This window comes from Psychrobacter proteolyticus (assembly GCF_038155145.1).
Lineage (GTDB): Bacteria > Pseudomonadota > Gammaproteobacteria > Pseudomonadales > Moraxellaceae > Psychrobacter > Psychrobacter proteolyticus_B.
Window position 1 is genome coordinate 70,334 of sequence record NZ_JBAKAY010000007.1, and the last position, 19,268, is coordinate 89,601.

The following is a 19,268-nucleotide window of genomic DNA, read 5'->3' on the forward strand; positions in this document are numbered from 1 at the left end:
TAACTAAAGAGCATTTTATGATCAATGGTACCCAAAGTAATAACGAGCAAGGCTATTTAGATTTGCTACGCCACGTTCTCGACAATGGCACCGAAAAAGGCGATCGTACTGGTACGGGTACGCTTAGCCATTTTGGCGCGCAGCTACGCTTTGACTTAGCAGAAGGCTTTCCACTGCTAACAACCAAAAAGGTTCACTTTAAATCTATCGCTTATGAGCTATTGTGGTTTTTAAGTGGCAGCACTCATGTTGACTATCTACAACAGAATAACGTTCGTATCTGGAATGAGTGGGCAACAGCAGAACAGACCGCGCGCTTTAACAGACCTGCTGGTGATTTGGGTCCTATCTATGGTCATCAATGGCGTAACTATGGCGCGACCAAAAATGAAGATGCCAGTTACAACGCTGATGGCGTCGATCAAATCGCACAAGTCGTTGAACAGATAAAGACTAATCCGAATTCACGCCGTTTGATTGTTTCTGGCTGGAATCCAGGTGAAGCAGAGCAAGTAGCCCTACCACCATGTCATACGTTATTTCAGTTCTTTGTCGCAGACAATAAGCTGTCATGCCAGCTGTATCAACGTTCTGCTGACTTATTCCTAGGCGTGCCTTTTAATATTGCGAGCTATGCACTATTGACTCATATGATCGCGCAGGTGTGTGGTCTAGAAGTTGGAGAGTTTGTTTGGACAGGTGGTGATTGTCATATTTATCAAAACCACCGTGAGCAGGCCGAGCTACAGTTGACACGCTCGCTATATAAATTGCCGATATTGTCTTTGAACCCTGAAGTAAAGGACATATTCGCGTTTGAATACGAAGACATTAATGTCAATGACTATGAGTCGCACCCTGCTATCAAAGCCAAAGTTGCTGTATAAAGTTAGTCTGGTTAACTACGCTAAATAAAAGCAAAATTTAAGAATACAATAAAAAGGATATATTATGAGCTATGCCCATACCGAAGTTGCCCAAATCGCTGCTATTAGTAGCAATCGATGTATCGGCAAAAACAATGAGCTACCGTGGCATATCTCAGCAGATTTGCAACATTTCAAAAGCATGACGACCAAAGAAAACGATAGTAAGATTCAAGGTATTGTGATCATGGGTCGTAAGACATTTGAGTCAATGGGTAGCAAACCATTACCAAAGCGTGTGAGCTTCATTGTCACGACACAGATGGACTATGCTGAGACAAATGGTCTCGCAGATAGCAGCAATGCTTATGTGGTACACAATCTAGACGATGCTCTGACACAAGCAGCTAGCCTTGCTCATGGCGCGCATCTCGATACGATTTGGGTGATTGGCGGCGAGCGAGTATTTAGCGACGCTCTGATGTACACCGACCGTATTGAGCTGACTCATGTAAATACTGATATTGCTGACGGCGACGCATTTTACCCTGAGCTGCCAGAACGCTTTAAAGTAGCAGACGAATCTGAGCAAATGCACGATGAGAAAAGCGATTTAAGCTTTAGATTTACCACTTATAAAGTAGAAACTGATAAGTAGTAAAAGCCTATTAAAAAAGGGGCAGTCTTGGATAATTTTACTTATCTGAAATTGCCCCTTTTTTTAATCTTCATACAGTCGTATTTATAGACAATGAAAAAGATAAAAACTGCTGCTTGATAATATCTAATCCATTACTCATGCAATACTTTATAAACCGTTTTTGCGAGTACTGGTCCGATACCTTGTACGCCTGCCAACTCCTGCTGTGAAGCGCCTAATAGCTGCTGCATACCACCAAAGTGATTGAGCAAGTCACGACGACGTTTTTCACCCAGTCCCGGTATTACCTCTAGCACTGATGATGAGCGACGCTTATCGCGTTTTTTACGGTGAGCGGTAATCGCAAAACGATGCGCCTCATCACGAATATGCATCAGTAAGTGCAATGCTTTGCTATCCATTGGCAGATCTAACGGCTCATGATCGATAAAGTGCAATACCTCAAGCCCAGCCTTGCGCCCTTCCCCTTTTGCCACACTAATGAGCAAGGTGTCACCAAGAATACCCAACTCAGTTAATACTTCTTTGGCAATACCAAGCTGACCTTTACCACCATCAACCAATAGCAAATCCGGTAACGGCTGCTTCTTATAACGTCGAGTCAGTACTTGTTTCATCGCCGCATAATCATCGCCACCTTGGATATCATGGATAGCATACTGACGGTAATCGCGACGGCGCGAGCCACCTTGGTCAAATACCACGCAGCTACCAATGGTCGCCTCACCCATCGTATGGGAGATATCAAAACATTCAATGCGATCAATCGTCCGATCTGTGACAGTCGCCAATACGTCTTTTAGCGCACCAAATCGTGCGTGCAGCTCTAGATAATCGCCAAGCTTGGTTTTTAGTGCATTACTGGTATTCAATGTGGCTAAGTCCAGCCACTCTGATCGGTGCTCACGTACATTGGTCTTGATGACTACTTTATTGCCAAAATGCGTTGCCAATGCTTCACTCAATGCCACCTGATCTGGTATCTGATGGCTCAATATGATTTCGGCAGGCAAATCATCGGTCACTTGGAAATAAAATGACGTAATAAAAGCCGATAAATTATCTGCTAACGACTCACTACTGTCCACATCTGGGAAATAATTTTTTCCGCCTAGTACACGGCCGCCACGTACCGTCAGCACATTCACACAGGTCATGCCAGCTTGACTGGCAATCGCAATCACATCTGCCTCACCTTGTACGGTATAGACCGCTTGCCTTGCTTGTACTTCACGTAGCATGGACAGCTGATCGCGATAAAATACCGCCTTTTCAAAATCTAGTGCTTCAGCTGACGCTTCCATCTTTTCAATCAGCGTACTATGAATATCACTAGAGTCGCCTTTTAAAAAACGGATGGTATTATTCACATCCTCTGCATACTCTTCTGGCGATACCAAACCGACACAAGGCGCACGGCAACGTTTAATCTGATACTCAAGGCAAGGACGCTGACGCTGCTTAAAAAAGGTATTGGTACATTGACGCATTTGAAACATCTTTTGCATTAACACCAATGTTTCTTTTGCCGCATGTGCAGAGGGAAACGGGCCAAAGAATCGACCTTTTTGGTGATTGCCTTTGCCGCGACCGTAAGCCAACCGTGGATAAGGCTTATCGGCTGAGATAAACACATAAAGATAGGATTTATCATCACGCAGCAGCACATTATAGGGCGGACGATGCTCTTTGATTAGATTCTGCTCGAGTAATAGCGCTTCGGTCTCACTACGCGTGATAATAGTCTCAATGTTATGAATCCGCGCCACTAGCGCCCGCGTCTTTGGATGATCAATCGTCTTGGCAAAATAGCTATTTACCCTGCTTTTTAGCGACTTAGCTTTACCAACGTATAATATATCGCCGTTCTTACCCAGCATCTTATACACCCCTGGCAAGTTAGGCAGGCGTTTAATCAGATGCTTAAGACGGGCTTTTTTATCATCGACAGGACTCGATTCTGAGACATTAACCATAGAATTTATTGCTCTTAAAAACCTTAGTAATACTGCTAGTTATGGGGCGGGAGTCATTGTTTTACAAGCCAATTATTATCGCAGTGCTACCAATAAAAAAGCCAGCTTTCGCCGGCTTAGTTTGTTCTATTATCGTTTATTCAAACACATACTATTAATGACGGAAGTTTGCCATCAGTGCTGGAATACCCGGCAGCATACCAACGATAGCCATCACGCCTGTCAGTACCACAAACATAATACCCGGTATGATCCAACGGCTCATTTTAGTCAAATTAGCACTACGTTCTTTAGAGCCAATCAAGCCCAAGTTATCAAGCAATAACGTGAGCGACCAACCAAAGGCTGGATTAACCAATGCCGACGCGAATACCACGATAGCAGCAGACTGCGTGGTTTTACCTTCACGCGTCATCTCCATACCAGCTTCTAGTAATGGAATAAATACCCCAACGATCAAGGCCACACACATCACTGGTTGCCAAATGGCCAAATCCATCGGATAGCCCCAAACCCCTGCGATAATACAAAACAATGCCGTCAATAAAGCGCCAGCAGGAATAGGACGTTTAGCAATCGCTGCAGGAACAATATACGTTCCCCACGATGACGCAAAGTTGGCGCCGCCCAATACAGAGCCGACTACCTGACGAAATGAAGCACTGGTCATCGTGTCATCGATATCCATAAGCACTTTTTCAGTACGTTTAGGATAGCTGATTTTTTGGAATACCTGATGGCCCAAGAAATCTGGCGACCACATTGCCACGGCCAAAATAGCAAACGGCAGTACTACAATGAAACTTTCAATCGTCGGCAGACCTAACATCCAACCTGTGTTCTCGCCCCACCAATACATTGGATTCATGTTTGGTAGACCTGGTGCTGTTTTGAACTCAAAAGGTGCGCCCAATGCAAAGGCAAGACCACCACCTAACACACAGCTTAGCGGAACCGCGAGCCAGCGTTTTTGCCAATGCTCAAGCAATGCATACAGCAGGATAGTCGCCAGAATAATAAAGAAAGCGATATGTGACATGCCAATCCCTTCTGCCCAAGCAAAGAGATTTTTGACCTGTGATGTAGTACCGATAAAGCCCAAGTAAATCAAGAGGCCACCGCAAACACCTTTACTGGTCAAATTAGCAAGCAGACTCCCCCCTTTACTAATCGCAAGGAGCAGACCAAAAGCACCGATAAGCAAACCAAAGGCCATCGGGTGCCCACCAGCTGCTACCACAATAGGAATCAGAGGAATAAGTGGGCCGTGAGTACCAGCAAGGTTGGCTGTCGGCAATAAAAAGCCCGAAAATAAGATAATAAAGAAGGAGACGATCAATAGCTCATAGCGCACGTTTTCTAAGACAAACGCATCACCTAAGCCGAGTGGACCTGCAAAGGTTGCTGCAATGGCGCCCACCATAACAACTTTACCGATGGTCGCGGCCATTGCTGGAATAGTATCTTCGTATTCAAAACGGTAATCACGGAATGGTAAATTAGGACGCCAGCGTTTCGGCTGCATGATTTGTAATTCATGGTTTAAGTAAGCGTCACGACTGTCGAAGCTAGAGCTGGGCTTATGCAAATCTACATAACTGCCTTGTACTTGATTGTCGTGGTTTATGTTCGAGGTCGGCGTATTAGACCCTGAAGAGGGGGTCTGAGGGTTACTCATCACATTTCCTTGTGTCGATTACGTCTTTGATTGACTACACACGCTCTGCTCTAATGTTATAGACCAAAGCGCCTATTACAAACTGCGAACTATTGTATGCCAAGACTTAATGAAATGCGAACCTAAAACCATTTAAAGATACTATGTATCTCATTATAATATATAAACTAAAGTTTCTATTTAAGACAAAATTAACCTTAATAGAAAACCATGAGGAAAAAATCTCTCTTTTATAGACTTTGAATTAGAATAAACGACCTTTTTATTGATAATGATTTACATCTAGATGATTTTTTATCACATAGATGAATAGCAAAGATAGTTATAATAAATAACGATCGTTACCTGTAAGTGGGCATAAATATGTCATTTTGGTTACGCTTTAAAGCTAGCAGGCTGAGTACTTTTTAATTATGATAAATAATTTTTATCGATTTATTTCTCAGTGACACTGTTTAAAACCGCATTATTGATACAATCAAAAAATTGAAAAAAGGCAATAGGACAAGTTTATGAGTGTATTACCAACCAACCTTGAGACTTTGAAACGTCGGGCCAAGCAAAGCATCATGCCATTGCTGACACCGCATTTATTAAAGCTGCGCCTTAATACTTATGCACCATACATTGGCGCAGGTATCAAAATCGATCATATCAGTCTCGATCAAGGTTTGTGCGTAGTAAGCATGGGATTAAATACTCTGAACAAAAATATCGTTGGTACTCAGTTCGGTGGTAGCTTATATTCGATGGTTGACCCTTTTTATATGCTTATGTTGATGCATCAATTGGGTAGCAATTACGTAGTGTGGGACAAAAGCTCGCACATTGATTTTGTTGCGCCTGGCAATAGCAAAGTCACTGCGCGCATGAAAATACCTAGCTCTGAAATCATTACCATTCAAGAGTTGGCAAAAGAAGGCGAAGCAGTATTCCGTGAGTATAAAGTCGACATCGTTGATGAGCAGCAAAAGCTCATTGCAACCGTTACTAAGACTTTATACATTAGACTGCGCAAATACAGTAAGTCCAAAGAGCAAGTAAATCGCATTGATACATTTGATGCTCAATAAGCTTTAGCTTATAACTGGCACTATTAAAGCTGATAATATCGGAGCTGATAAAACTCAAATTATTAATGCTATACATACAAAAACCCCAATCTAGCTTGCGCATAGATTGGGGTTTCGTCTTTTTTGGTATGGCCCGCTTATTTATAAATAAACCTATGAATAAGGGCTTGTATCTACTATTACCTTGTCTTGAGCCAATCCTAACATTATAGGACTAACTCAAAACGGCAAACTTGTGCTTAGATACCAGGTGCAGTATCAACTGCATCAGGTACGCCAGCGTCAGTTTTTTTCTTAGCAACTGGACGAGCACCAAGTTTTTCGCGGATACGTGCTGATTTACCAGAGCGCTCACGTAAGTAGTATAGTTTCGCACGGCGAACAGCACCGCGACGTTTCACTTCGATGCTCTCGATGATTGGTGAATGCAATTGGAATGCACGCTCAACGCCAACGCCGCTTGAGATTTTACGTACGGTAAACGCTGAGTTTAAACCGCGGTTACGCTTAGCAATTACAACGCCTTCAAAAGCCTGTAAACGCTCACGCTCACCTTCACGTACTTTTACTTGTACCACAACGGTATCGCCGGGTGCAAAGCTTGGGCGCTCAAGCAATTGAGCGTTTTCGATGACCTGAACCAATGGATGCTTGTTGCTCATGAGAGTTATCTCCTCACATTAGATAATAGAGGCTTGACGCATATCACCTGTTTGTAATAATTAATCGCATCTCTTTATAGTGAGACACAACGTAAATGGGTTATAACCAACGGCCACTATGCTATGACTCGTTTTATTATTGCTCAAAATTCTGTTTCTTAACTGTTTATCAAACTTAGTAACTATAAAGTCAGAGTTTAAAAATCTACTTTTTATCTGCTTTGGCCAATGCTTTCAACCACTTTGCTTGCTCTACCGTTGGGGTAAACGCTTGCCACAAGTCTGGACGACGCGTTTGCGTACGACTGACTTGCTGACTAAAACGCCACTTAGCGATATTGGCATGGTGACCTGAAAGTAATACCTCAGGAACCGCCATACCCGCAAACTCATGCGGCTTAGTATAGTGTGGACAGTCAAGCAAGCCATCGACAAAAGAGTCTTGCTCTGCTGACTTATCATCACCCATGATATCGGGCAGACGACGTATCACACTATCCATCAGCACCATTGCTGGCAACTCGCCACCAGTCAACACGTAATCACCTAACGATACTTCCATATCGACATATTGTGACAGTAAACGCTCGTCGATACCTTCATAACGACCGCATAATAAAATCATGCCATCGTAATCAGTCATATTGACTACGCTACTCTCACTAAGCGTCTGTCCTTGCGGCGACATATAAATCACCGGACAGTGCTCACTATCGACACGGCAACCATGTTGACTGGCACGCAATCGTGCATCCTCAATGGCTTTCGATAATGGCTCAGCCATCATCACCATCCCAGGACCACCCCCATAAGGGCGCTCATCAATACGGCGATAGTTATCGGTGGTATAATCACGTGGATTAATGCATTCAATCGTAACTTGCTCTTGAGTCACTGCTCGGCCCGTGATTCCAAATTCACGAATCGTGGCAAACATCTCAGGAAAAATACTAATTACGGCAAAATACATCTGATGTCTACTTGCGTTAAGGCTAAAACAATCGGTGTAAGTAATAACAACGTCTGACTAAAAAGCCAGAAACGCTATCAGTAATCACTCGGCCATGCCACAAGCACTGTTTTTTCAGTCATATTGACTTCTATTACAGTTTGCTTATGCCATGGAATCAGGCGTTCTTCATTGTCTAAACTGTCTGAATTTGCCGTTACACGCATGATGTCATGGGCACCGGTTTCAAACATTTCAGTGATATTACCTAGATACTCATCCTGCTCGTTCATCACGCGCAGACTGACCAAATCCGACCAATAATATTCGTCTTCAGCTGTTTCAGGTAGGACGTTTTGTTCAACCCAAACGGTAACACCGTTCATAGTCTCAGCAACATTACGATCAGGAATCTGCTCAAATTGAGCCACAATTCCTGTTCCTTGCTCACGCCAAGCCTTCACAGTCAAAGGCTTCATGCCAGTGGCAGTTTTCATCCACCACGGCTTCATGTCGAATATCGCTGTACGGTCATCCGTATCACTGAATACCCAAAGCCAGCCTTTAATGCCGTAAGGCTTCTTAAGCTGACCAATTTTCATAAGGGCACTAGCGTTTGGAACAGATGACATAGCAGCTAACCTAACAATGATTAAAACAGCAATTGCAAAAACAATTGCGTCAAAAGCGATAAACAGTTAATGGCGCACCCTGGTCAGACCAGTTACGCTATGTATTCTAAAGTCTACTGAGTCATATCATAGTTTTGCTACGAACGTCTCAGTAACAACCAAAACTTAAGCAGTTGCTTCAGTTTGAGCTGCAGACTTGTTGTAAGCTTTTGCTAATGAAGCAACGCGATCTGAAGGTTGTGCACCTTTTGCGATCCACGCATTGTACGCTTCCATGTTTAGGCGTACTGCTTCTTCAGACTCTTTAGCGAGTGGGTTAAAAAAGCCGATGTTTTCAATATAGCGACCGTCACGCGCGCGGCGTTGATCAGCAACAACTACTTGATAAAATGGGCGTTTCTTGGCACCGCCCCGTGCTAAACGAATAACAACCATGTGAATTCTCTCTTTCGCAGGTATACCAAAAAGGGCATAATTATATCACAGTCTTTATTTGTTGAAAACATAAACTGTGCATATTTAATTATTTATTAACAATAGCTTAAATGTCGACCTAAGTAAAATATAACTGATGATAATGGCTTATTTTTATAGTTTTTCTATAGATTACTATCGCTTTCTCTGAAAAATAGATGATTGTTAAATACGTTTATCCTTAAGCTTAACTTTATATCTATTCCAATAACTATTTGGCTCGCTCGTCGATTGCATACTGTATCAGTACTATTTATTGGTTATGCTATTCTATGATATATCGCTATAGATTGATGCACGGACTAGCTTTAAGACAATCATATTTAGAGAACTACACGCTATATCACAATAACTTTTCTTTTACTCTGTTGGACACATATGATTTCCCCAAACCCAAAGCCGCGTCGTAAAGGTTGGCTGCCACGCTCTTATTCCAACACTTGGCTAACGACCTTGATGGTTGCCTTTATCGTGCTTATCAGTGTGAGCTTATCAATTCTGTTCTTTTGGCGCAGTCTGTATCTGCCAGAGCTAAAAAACCATGCGCGTTATTTGACTAGTGAGTTGCAGCTGATCAATAGCGTTAATAAAGACTGGCAAAGTCGTCCCGAAGTACGCCAATGGATTTACCAGCACTCTCATGTCGTCGTGGTGAATAACCCTAGTGACTTCCCAGAAGTCGCTGACAAGCCATTCGTGAGCTTTTTTACTGACGTACTACAACGTGAAATCGGTGCGCAGCTCGGTCGCCCTGTAGAGGTCTATTTTAAATTTAAGCCAACGCCGCAGCTATGGGTACAAGATAGCCGTGATAACAGTTTTTGGGTACGTGAGCCAGTCGTTTACTATTCACAATATAGCCCAACGTTATTGGTGCTATTTTTGATTGGCCTGCCTATCCTATCGTTACTAACGATTATTCTATTAGCGCGTCAGTTAAATCGCCCACTACGCTACCTACAACGTGCAGCTACTAACTATATTAGGCTTGGTCATGCAACCACTCTGCCAACGCAAAAAGGCCCCACAGAGATACGTCAAGTTAATATGGCCTTTAACCGACTGTTTACGACATTGAACCAAGCTCAAAAAGAGCGAACTATTATGCTCGCGGGCATCTCACACGATTTGCGTACACCGTTGACACGTATGCGCTTAACCGCAGAAATGCTACCAGATGACTTCTTTCGTGAAGGGCTGATTTACGATATTGAGGATATGGATGCTATTTTGGAGCAGTTCATCTCTTTTATGAAAGATGGTTCTGATGAGCCAGTCAGCCTGACCAATCTAGATACCATATTTAATGAAATCATGGTGCAGTTTGCGCCAATGAAGTTTGTATATGAGTCAGAATGCGACAAGGTCGTTCCCGTACGTCCATTATCCATTAAGCGTCTGATTATCAACTTGGTCAATAATGCCAATCGTTATGGAAAGCCACCTATTTATTTATCGGCGACGGTTGTACCAACATTTATAGAAACTGTCGAAGACGAAGATACGGATGTGGTCAGCGAAAATGTGGTGAACAAAGAAGCTCAAGAACAGTTAGTGATTTGTGTACGAGATTGCGGTGATGGCGTCGCTGACGATCAATTAGAGCGGATTATGCAACCGTTTGAACGTGGAGAGACGGCACGGACTACTCAAGGTAGCGGACTAGGTCTTGCGATTGTTGATCGTATTGCACGATTACATCATGGTACCGTCGAAGCCATTAACCACCCTGAAGGTGGGCTACAAGTATGCGTACGCATTCCCCTACTCTCTAAAGTCGCTGGAGATACTACATTGGCGGCTGACGTAGAAAAGGTATCTGAGGTAGACAGTACGATGCCAAATTCAAAATAGCAATGAGACTTTAATCTGAATAAGCAAAGAGGTCAACGCTAGTCTTTGCTACCAATAGCCGGCGAAATATACTCAGCACTGTTAGTAAAAGCTAGTGGCTGGGTAATTTCAGCCTGAGCTGCTTGTAGTGTTTGGGTCGTTGATGGCTGTTTTAAGAATAAATAATAGCCTAGCGTAATGGCATTCAACACTACCAAGCCACCAAATAAATATGGCATCCTATGCCCTCCTATGACATTGTCCAACTGTCTTAAAAATAGCGACGAGCGCGTCACCTAGCTATAAATCTGTATCCTGTTATACCATTAAAATGGCGATGATTGTCTTTAGTATCATGACTAATAATTATGGCCTAGCCTGATAATTTAGTCTGATGATTTAGTCTGATAGCTTGCTCTTATAGCTTAGCCCTATAACTTGGTCTAATCTGACAACTTAGTATCGAAGTCGCGCTCGCTTTTCTCCTGCGTCAATTCATCAGCAGCAAGAATCTGCGTCAATGGTTTAATAGGCCATGTCATCACAAACCTTGCACCGCCTAACTCACGACTCTCATCTACTTTCATACTACCATTAAACCAAAAGGCGATACGCGATACAATAGACAAGCCTAGACCATAGCCACCTGACGCGCGTGTACGGCTGTCATCTAAGCGTGAGAATGGAATGAATACTTTTTCACGATCTGCTTCAGGAATACCATGTCCATCATCTTCGACACTAACGAAGGCATTACCTTTTTTGACACCAGCACTAATGATAATGGTTGTTTCTGCATAGCGTAACGCATTACCTGCAAGGTTCTGAATCACACGGTGTAAGTAGCGTCTATCTGCCACTGCTGTGACTTTTGCATTTGGCAAACTGGTTACTATTTTGATAGGTTTACCTAGTGCATTGGTTTCTCGCTCGATCTGCTCTAACAGCTCTCTTAAGTTTACTGGCTCTAAGTCTAACTTTGGTGATCCTTCCTCAAGCTTAGCATAGGTCAAAATCTCATCAATCAAACCATTAAGCGATTCAATATCTTCATCAATATAGTCACGCTGCATAAAACGTGAGTCTTCGTCATCCGTATCAGCAAGCATATCTACTGCAAATCGAATACGAGCCACTGGCGTACGAAGCTCATGTGAAACCGCTCGGGTAAGCTCTCGCTGTGATTCAATCAAACGCTTAATATGCGAGGTCATGGCATTAAAAGTCGCTGACAAACGCGCTATTTCATCTTGACCAATTACCTGTACTTGAATATCAAGGTTACCTTGACTGACCTCATTCACACCTACCTGAATCAATTGTAGCTTACGCTCAAGCGGGAAGATGAGTGCATATACACCTAAGCTAATTAGGAACATACTGATAAGAATCATACTAATAATTAAGTTAAGCGGGAACCAGTTAAATAACGGTATAGGCCCAATTAAAATTGCCATATCATTGATTTCAGAGGGTACTATTACCCTAATAGCAGAGTTACTCGTACTACTGTTAGTATCTTGCAGTGATATGACGACTTCGTCACGACGCAGACGAGCCATCTGATCTGAATCTAACTCAAGCGTATTGACTGCTTTGAACGCTAAAGGAAAAGAAAACTTTTTCTCCAATTCAGCCAAACGTGCGCGCTTGTCCGATAATGTCATGTGATAAGACAAATCATCTAATAAAAAGACAGCAATTGCTCGTACTTGCTGCTCGGTAACTTGAGAAATTCTCGCTGTTAAAACACTCTTGTTATCCGGCAAGCGATAATAAACATCTGCATATACAGGCTGGTTAAAATAACGTACAACGGTATTATCATTTTTAAAACGGCGTAGCTCACTGGCGCTAAAATCTACTTCGTCAATAGATAAGACTTTAAAAGTAGTACCAAATAAACTACTCGCATCTGACAACCAATATTCACGCTCTTCCTCGCTATTTTGGTGAGCAATTCCTTCACTCACCAAATGGAACGCCCCCATTGCCATATTTTCACGATAGGATTGCACACGCTCCTTATTAATGGTATCCATCAATAACTGCGCAAACAATGCCACACACAAGCAGACTATAAGTAGCCCAGCATAGATACGAACAAAAATACTGTGTTTTAAAGAAGAGACTAATGACATACGTGCCGTGACCAACTTAATAAATAGAGATTGCTAATATCATCAAACATATAGATAGTGCTATGTGTTTGATGATATCGAACATGATCGAATAGAAATAGACTTTAACTTTGACTTTTAATTACCGCATTTTAATTCATATGCAGCAATCATCCAAAGACTTATATGTATGACATATATTTAGTCAGCGTCTATAATAATGGGTTAATTAAACCACATAACACTGCATTTAAGTTTAAAAATTAGAATTTAGCCACAAAAAAACCAGCATCATCGCTGGTTTTTTCAAATAGTGATTAATAATTAATCAACCTATAGAAGCAACAATATTAGTTGCCTTCTTTTACAAATAGATAGCCTTTACTACGTACGGTCTTAATACGCTTTGGATTTTCTGGATCATCACCGATTTTTGGACGAATACGTGAGATACGTACGTCAATTGAACGATCTTGACCATCATACTCAATACCGCGTAGACGCTCAAAAATATCTTCGCGAGATAGAATACGACCTGCATTAGAAGCAAGTAACCATAGTAAATCATATTCAGCACTGGTGAAATCAACCAACTCATCACCTAGGTTAACTGAACGACCACCGTTGTCGATGACTAACTCGCCAAACTCTAGACGTTGTGGCACATCTTCTGATGGTGCATTTTCTGAGCGGCGCAGTAGCGCACGAATACGGGCAAGCAATACACGTGGCTGAGCAGGCTTAGCAACATAGTCGTCAGCACCCATTTCAAGACCCAATACCTGATCCATGTCTTCAGTACGTGCAGTCAACATCAAAATTGGATTCTGATAATGCGGGCGCACTTCACGGCAAACAGTCAGACCGTCACTACCAGGTAGCATGACATCAAGTACAACCATATCTGGTTGCTCATTGACGATACGGCGAATAGCACGATTACCATCAGTTTCAATTGCCACTTCTAAACCATTTTTGACCAAGTAATCTTGAGTCAACATGGCCAGACGCTCATCATCTTCAACAATCAAGATTCGGGGGGTGTTGTCTTCTTCATTCGTTGTCATTGTTATATCCTCTAATACATCTAATTTAAAAGCAGTAAAAGTAAGAGCGGTAAAATTAATAGCACCATATAGTGGCACAATTGATGTTCGTATAGCTGTTACAAACTTGGTAGCACAGTATACTATTAAATTATCAGCTTCCTATACTATAGCTTATAGTCGGTAACAAAACCTATAAACTACCCCTATCAAAACTTTAGTTTGCGTCCAGAAATTATGCCAATTACTTCGTTAGTACATCGCAATTTGTATTATCTATCGTTTGCTAACTATCCGAGCCATCGAGCCAACATTATTGCGTACAGTTACTGCTCGTTACTTATAATACGTTATGTCTAATATAACCATATATTATCGTTGTCGCCAGTGTCTTTTTAAGAAAATTCCAATAGGCGATGATTCATTGATAATAAAAGATTTTTCCTGAGAATAGATTGAGCTACCACAAATACTATCGAAGTAATAACCGTGTGTATTTACCGTAGAACCGTTAATTTCATAATGAATAGACATAAAAAAACAGCCCATATAATGGACTGTCTTTTTATTATTACTTTTGGCGGTAACTGTAAATGATTAGCTAGAGCTATCAGTAATAAATTACGCGCGGTTTTTGTACTTACGAATAGTCTGTAATTGTCCTACTGACTCTGCAAGTGAGGCCAAAGCCGCATTGGTTTGTAGTGTATCAGACTGGTTAACTAGCATTTGCTCAGCTTTTTTACGTGCTTCGACAATTTTGCTTTCGTCAAGATTGTGTGCACGCATGGCTGTATCAGCCAATACCGTAACCATCTTAGGCTGTACTTCTAGTACACCACCTGAGACGTAAATTACTTCTTCTTCACCGTTTGGTGTTTGCACTCGCATTGCACCTGGCTTTAGCAAAGTAATAAGCGGTGTGTGACCTGGCAATACACCAATCTCGCCTTCGGTACCAGTAGCTATTAACATGCTAATTTCGCCTGAATACAACTCTTCACGAGCACTTACGACGCGACATTGTAACGTTGCCATACTTAATTCCTTACCATCAAAGCGCGATCAAAAAACAGTAAAACTGCGATGCGTTACTGAAGAGTAGATACAAGGTTTATATTATATCTACTCGTTAGCTTATGCTCATACAACTTACGCTGACTTAGACTTCATTTTTTCAGCTTTAGCGACTACTTCATCGATGCTACCAGCCATGTAGAACGCTTGCTCTGGTAGGTCATCGTATTCACCAGCGATGATTGCTTTAAAGCTAGCAATGGTATCGCGTAGTGGTACGTATTTACCAGGTGCACCAGTGAAGACTTCAGCTACGTGGAATGGCTGAGACAAGAAGCGCTGAATCTTACGAGCACGATAAACAACCAGTTTATCTTCTTCTGATAACTCATCCATACCCAAGATAGCGATGATGTCTTTAAGCTCTTTATAACGCTGTAGAACTTCCTGAACACCACGAGCAACATTGTAATGATCTTCACCGATTACTTGAGGATCTAACTGACGTGATGTTGAATCCAATGGATCAACCGCAGGATAGATACCTTGTGATGCGATATCACGGCTTAGTACAACTGTTGCATCCAAGTGAGCAAACGTTGTAGCAGGTGATGGATCGGTCAAATCATCCGCAGGTACGTATACCGCCTGAACTGAAGTGATAGAGCCTGACTGAGTTGACGTAATACGTTCTTGTAGTAAGCCCATCTCTTCAGCTAGTGTTGGCTGATAACCAACCGCTGATGGCATACGACCAAGTAGTGCTGATACTTCTGTACCCGCTAGTGTATAACGGTAGATGTTATCAACAAACAATAGTACGTCACGACCTTTGCCAGTAACAGGATCTTTGGTATCACGGAAGTACTCAGCCATGGTCAAACCAGACAGTGCAACACGTAAACGGTTACCCGGTGGCTCATTCATCTGACCATATACCATGGCTACTTTAGACTTACTGAAGTCTTCAGTGTTTACAACGCCAGCTTCCTGCATTTCGTGATAGAAATCGTTACCTTCACGAGTACGCTCACCAACACCAGCAAATACTGACAAACCTTCATGTTTTAGAGCGATGTTGTTAATCAGCTCCATCATGTTAACGGTTTTACCAACACCAGCACCGCCAAACAGACCAACTTTACCACCTTTAGCAAACGGGCAAAGTAGATCGATAACTTTAATACCAGTCTCTAGTAGCTCAGTGCTGTTTGACTGATCCGCGTAGCTTGGCGCTTCACGGTGGATAGACCATTTTTCGTCAGCAACAACAGGACCTTCTTCATCGATAGGACGACCAAGAACATCCATGATGCGACCTAGCGTACCAGTACCGACAGGCACAGAGATAGGTGCGCCAGTATTAGTAACAGGTAGGTTACGCTTTAAACCTTCGGTTGAACCCATTGCAATAGTACGTACAATACCGTCACCTAGCTGTTGCTGTACTTCTAGGGTAGTTTCGGTACCGTCTACTTGCAAGGCATCAAAAATTTGAGGAACTTCATTACGGTTGAACTCAACGTCAAGAACCGCGCCAATAATCTGTACAATACGACCGCTACTCATTGCGTTCTCCTTGAACTTCTATATATAGGTGTAGTCAATTATGAAACAGCAGCAGCACCGCCAACGATTTCCGAGATTTCTCGGGTAATCGCCGCTTGACGCAGCTTGTTATAAACCAACTGTAAATCGTTAATAAGGTCACCAGCATTATCTGTTGCCGCTTTCATCGCAACCATACGTGAAGACTGCTCAGAGGCAATGTTTTCCATTACCGCTTGATAAACAATCGACTCAATATAGCGACCAAGCAATTCATCAATTAACGTCTTGATGTCAGGCTCGTAGATATAATCCCAGCTAAGTTCTGTCTGTAGACCACTGTCTTCATCATCAAATGACTGCTCTGGTAGAGGAACCAACTGATTGACTGTTGGTTTCTGAGTCATCGCATTGACGAATCGGTTATAGACCACATAGATACGGTCAATATTGCCGTTACTATAGTCTTCGAGCATTGCTTGAACCGGTGCATTTAATTGTTCAAACGTTGGTTTATCGCCATAATCGGTCACAGCCGACGTAACTTTACCACCAAAGTTCTTGAAGAAACTCACACCTTTGGCACCGATGACTGCAAACTCAGCTTGTACAGACTGATCTTGATAATCTTGGATACTTTTAGTTAGGGCTTTGAATAAGTTAATATTCAAACCACCCGCTAGGCCACGGTCAGAGGTAATGACAATATAGCCAACCTTATTGACTGGACGCGATACCATATACGGATGTTTGTAGTCTGATGAGGCATGCACCAAATGTGAAATAACCCGGCGCATACTATCAGCATACGGGCGACCCACTTCCATGCGCTCTTGCGCACGGCGCATTTTACTTGCCGCTACCATTTGCATAGCACGAGTAATTTTCTGGGTGCTTTTAATACTGGTGACTTTGGCACGTATCTCTTTTAAGCTTGCCATAATGATTCCAATATAAGAGGGTTAAAAAGCATTGGCGCATGCGACAATCGTTTGATATACAACATCAATCCTACAGAATAACATTTTATATCTTGTGGCATTACGCGATCTAATACCGATAATGGTTAAAACAGTGGCGCAAATATCTGGTCAGACAACGCGCCACTTTATCAGCTCTAAGCTACAGTTATAACCAATTCGGCTTAACCCGTTAAATTAATAACTGTGATTTTGTTTAAAGGTCTCTAGAGATGACTTTAAACGACCTGCGATATCGTCATTGTAGTTCGCAGTGTCATCAATTTCACGCATCAATTCACTTTGCTCATCATGCATATAACGTAGGTACGCTTCTTCGAAAGAACCAATCTTTTCGACAGGTACGTCAGCTAAGAAGCCTTCGTTTGAAGCATAGATAACGGCTGCTTGCTCAGAGATTGACATCGGCTGATACTGCTTCTGCTTCATCAATTCAGTCACACGCTCACCATGATCAAGCTGTTCGCGAGTTGCGTCATCAAGATCTGAGGCGAACTGAGCGAATGCTGCTAGTTCACGATACTGAGCTAGAGCGGTACGAATACCACCAGATAGCTTTTTGATGATCTTAGTCTGAGCGGCCCCGCCCACACGAGATACCGAGATACCAGCGTTTACTGCTGGACGGATACCTGAGGCGAATAAGCTAGACTCTAGGAAGATCTGACCATCAGTGATCGAAATCACGTTAGTTGGTACGAATGCAGATACGTCACCAGCTTGTGTTTCAATGATTGGCAATGCGGTTAAAGAACCAGTTTTACCTTTCACTTCACCGTTAGTGAACTTTTCTACATAATCAGCATTTACACGTGATGCACGCTCAAGTAGGCGTGAGTGTAAATAGAATACGTCACCAGGATAAGCTTCACGACCTGGCGGACGACGTAATAGTAGTGAAATCTGACGATAAGCAACTGCTTGCTTTGATAAGTCATCAAATACAATCAGTGCGTCTTCGCCGCGGTCACGGAAGTATTCGCCCATCGTACAACCTGAGTACGGTGCGATATACTGAAGTGCTGCAGGCTCTGATGCTGAAGCAACCACAACAGTGGTATATTCTAGTGCGCCAGTTTGCTCAAGCTTACGTACTACGTTAGCGATAGTCGAACGTTTCTGTCCGATAGCCACGTATACACATTTAATGCCTGACGCTTTCTGTGCGATGATCGCATCGATAGCCATCGCTGTTTTACCAGTCTGACGGTCACCAATGATAAGCTCACGCTGACCACGACCGATTGGGATCATGGTATCAACAGCTTTATAACCAGTCATTACTGGTTGATCTACTGATTGACGGTCGATAACGCCTGGAGCGATCTTTTCGACTTTATCAGTCATCTTGGCATCGATAGGACCTTTGCCATCAATAGGATTACCCAAAGCATCAACAACACGGCCTAACAGCTCAGGACCTACTGGTACTTCAAGAATACGACCAGTACAATAGGCTTTTTGACCTTCTTGCAGCTTTAGGTAATCACCAAGTACTACCGCGCCAACAGAATCACGCTCTAAGTTTAGAGCCATTCCGTAGATTTCGCCTTCAAACTCAATCATTTCGCCGTACATGGCATCTTCAAGACCATGAATCTGCACGATACCGTCAGATACTTTGACAATCGTGCCTTCATTCTTTGCAGTTGCACCCGCATCAAGGTCTTGAATACGCTGCTTAATCAGGTTACTGATTTCCGCTGGATTCAATTGTTGCATTGCCTTGTTTCCTTTAATTTATGATAACCCG

At 42.6% G+C, this 19,268-nt stretch carries 17 protein-coding genes; 4 read left to right on the forward strand and 13 right to left on the reverse strand.

The window, feature by feature from the left end; genetic code table 11:
* Positions 1-17: 17 nt before the first annotated feature.
* Positions 18-887 (forward strand): thymidylate synthase, encoded by an 870-nt coding sequence (locus V6252_RS10185; RefSeq protein WP_341610322.1) that lies wholly within the window; start codon positions 18-20, stop codon positions 885-887.
* 64 nt (positions 888-951) lie between these two features.
* Positions 952-1,524 carry a dihydrofolate reductase gene (locus V6252_RS10190; RefSeq protein WP_341610323.1) on the forward strand — a complete coding sequence of 191 codons (573 nt, stop codon included), beginning with the start codon at positions 952-954 and terminating at the stop codon, positions 1,522-1,524.
* A gap of 134 nt (positions 1,525-1,658) precedes the next feature.
* Here V6252_RS10190 and uvrC read toward each other — a convergent pair whose 3' ends face one another.
* Both uvrC and V6252_RS10200 read right to left on the reverse strand, forming a co-directional pair.
* Positions 1,659-3,503, reverse strand: coding sequence for an excinuclease ABC subunit UvrC (gene uvrC / locus V6252_RS10195; RefSeq protein ID WP_341610324.1), 1,845 nt, complete (start codon positions 3,501-3,503; stop codon positions 1,659-1,661).
* Positions 3,504-3,657: 154 nt separating this feature from the next.
* A complete protein-coding gene (locus V6252_RS10200) occupies positions 3,658-5,181 on the reverse strand; it encodes a DUF3360 family protein (protein ID WP_290176746.1) in 1,524 nt (507 codons plus the stop codon).
* 512 nt (positions 5,182-5,693) lie between these two features.
* Between V6252_RS10200 and V6252_RS10205 the strand changes: the two genes are divergently transcribed.
* A complete protein-coding gene (locus V6252_RS10205) occupies positions 5,694-6,254 on the forward strand; it encodes a DUF4442 domain-containing protein (protein ID WP_201572241.1) in 561 nt (186 codons plus the stop codon).
* 239 nt (positions 6,255-6,493) lie between these two features.
* On the opposite strand, the gene rplS is transcribed toward V6252_RS10205, so the two are convergent.
* From rplS to rpsP, 4 genes are all read right to left on the reverse strand, one after another.
* Positions 6,494-6,916 (reverse strand): 50S ribosomal protein L19, encoded by a 423-nt coding sequence (gene rplS / locus V6252_RS10210; protein ID WP_057761981.1) that lies wholly within the window; start codon positions 6,914-6,916, stop codon positions 6,494-6,496.
* Positions 6,917-7,121: 205 nt separating this feature from the next.
* The gene (gene trmD / locus V6252_RS10215; RefSeq protein WP_102092093.1) at positions 7,122-7,886 is read right to left on the reverse strand and encodes a tRNA (guanosine(37)-N1)-methyltransferase TrmD; all 765 of its coding nucleotides are present in this window, start codon (positions 7,884-7,886) and stop codon (positions 7,122-7,124) included.
* 77 nt (positions 7,887-7,963) lie between these two features.
* Complete coding sequence (gene rimM, locus V6252_RS10220; RefSeq protein WP_101205950.1) at positions 7,964-8,497, reverse strand: ribosome maturation factor RimM; 534 nt, start codon at positions 8,495-8,497, stop codon at positions 7,964-7,966.
* Between the two features lie 165 nt (positions 8,498-8,662).
* On the reverse strand, positions 8,663-8,932 hold the full coding sequence (rpsP, locus tag V6252_RS10225; RefSeq protein WP_021812802.1) for a 30S ribosomal protein S16: 270 nt from the start codon (positions 8,930-8,932) through the stop codon (positions 8,663-8,665).
* A 417-nt stretch (positions 8,933-9,349) separates the two neighbouring features.
* Here rpsP and V6252_RS10230 point away from each other — a divergent pair, with 417 nt between their 5' ends.
* Positions 9,350-10,825 carry an ATP-binding protein gene (locus tag V6252_RS10230; RefSeq protein WP_341610328.1) on the forward strand — a complete coding sequence of 492 codons (1,476 nt, stop codon included), beginning with the start codon at positions 9,350-9,352 and terminating at the stop codon, positions 10,823-10,825.
* Between the two features lie 38 nt (positions 10,826-10,863).
* Here V6252_RS10230 and V6252_RS10235 read toward each other — a convergent pair whose 3' ends face one another.
* The 7 genes from V6252_RS10235 to atpA all read right to left on the reverse strand — a co-directional run bounded on the left by V6252_RS10235 (position 10,864) and on the right by atpA (position 19,237).
* Positions 10,864-11,043, reverse strand: a complete 180-nt coding sequence (locus V6252_RS10235; protein ID WP_341610330.1) for a hypothetical protein — start codon at positions 11,041-11,043, stop codon at positions 10,864-10,866.
* A gap of 204 nt (positions 11,044-11,247) precedes the next feature.
* Entirely contained in the window at positions 11,248-12,945 is a 1,698-nt protein-coding gene (locus V6252_RS10240; RefSeq protein ID WP_341610331.1) for an ATP-binding protein, read from the reverse strand.
* Between the two features lie 329 nt (positions 12,946-13,274).
* A complete protein-coding gene (locus V6252_RS10245; protein ID WP_057761994.1) occupies positions 13,275-13,991 on the reverse strand; it encodes a response regulator in 717 nt (238 codons plus the stop codon).
* Between the two features lie 600 nt (positions 13,992-14,591).
* Entirely contained in the window at positions 14,592-15,008 is a 417-nt protein-coding gene (locus tag V6252_RS10250; protein WP_057761996.1) for a F0F1 ATP synthase subunit epsilon, read from the reverse strand.
* 114 nt (positions 15,009-15,122) lie between these two features.
* Positions 15,123-16,556, reverse strand: a complete 1,434-nt coding sequence (atpD, locus tag V6252_RS10255) for a F0F1 ATP synthase subunit beta (protein WP_057761998.1) — start codon at positions 16,554-16,556, stop codon at positions 15,123-15,125.
* A 38-nt stretch (positions 16,557-16,594) separates the two neighbouring features.
* Positions 16,595-17,476, reverse strand: coding sequence for a F0F1 ATP synthase subunit gamma (atpG, locus tag V6252_RS10260; RefSeq protein ID WP_102093132.1), 882 nt, complete (start codon positions 17,474-17,476; stop codon positions 16,595-16,597).
* Between the two features lie 216 nt (positions 17,477-17,692).
* Positions 17,693-19,237 (reverse strand): F0F1 ATP synthase subunit alpha, encoded by a 1,545-nt coding sequence (atpA, locus tag V6252_RS10265; protein WP_057762002.1) that lies wholly within the window; start codon positions 19,235-19,237, stop codon positions 17,693-17,695.
* Positions 19,238-19,268 lie beyond the last annotated feature (31 nt).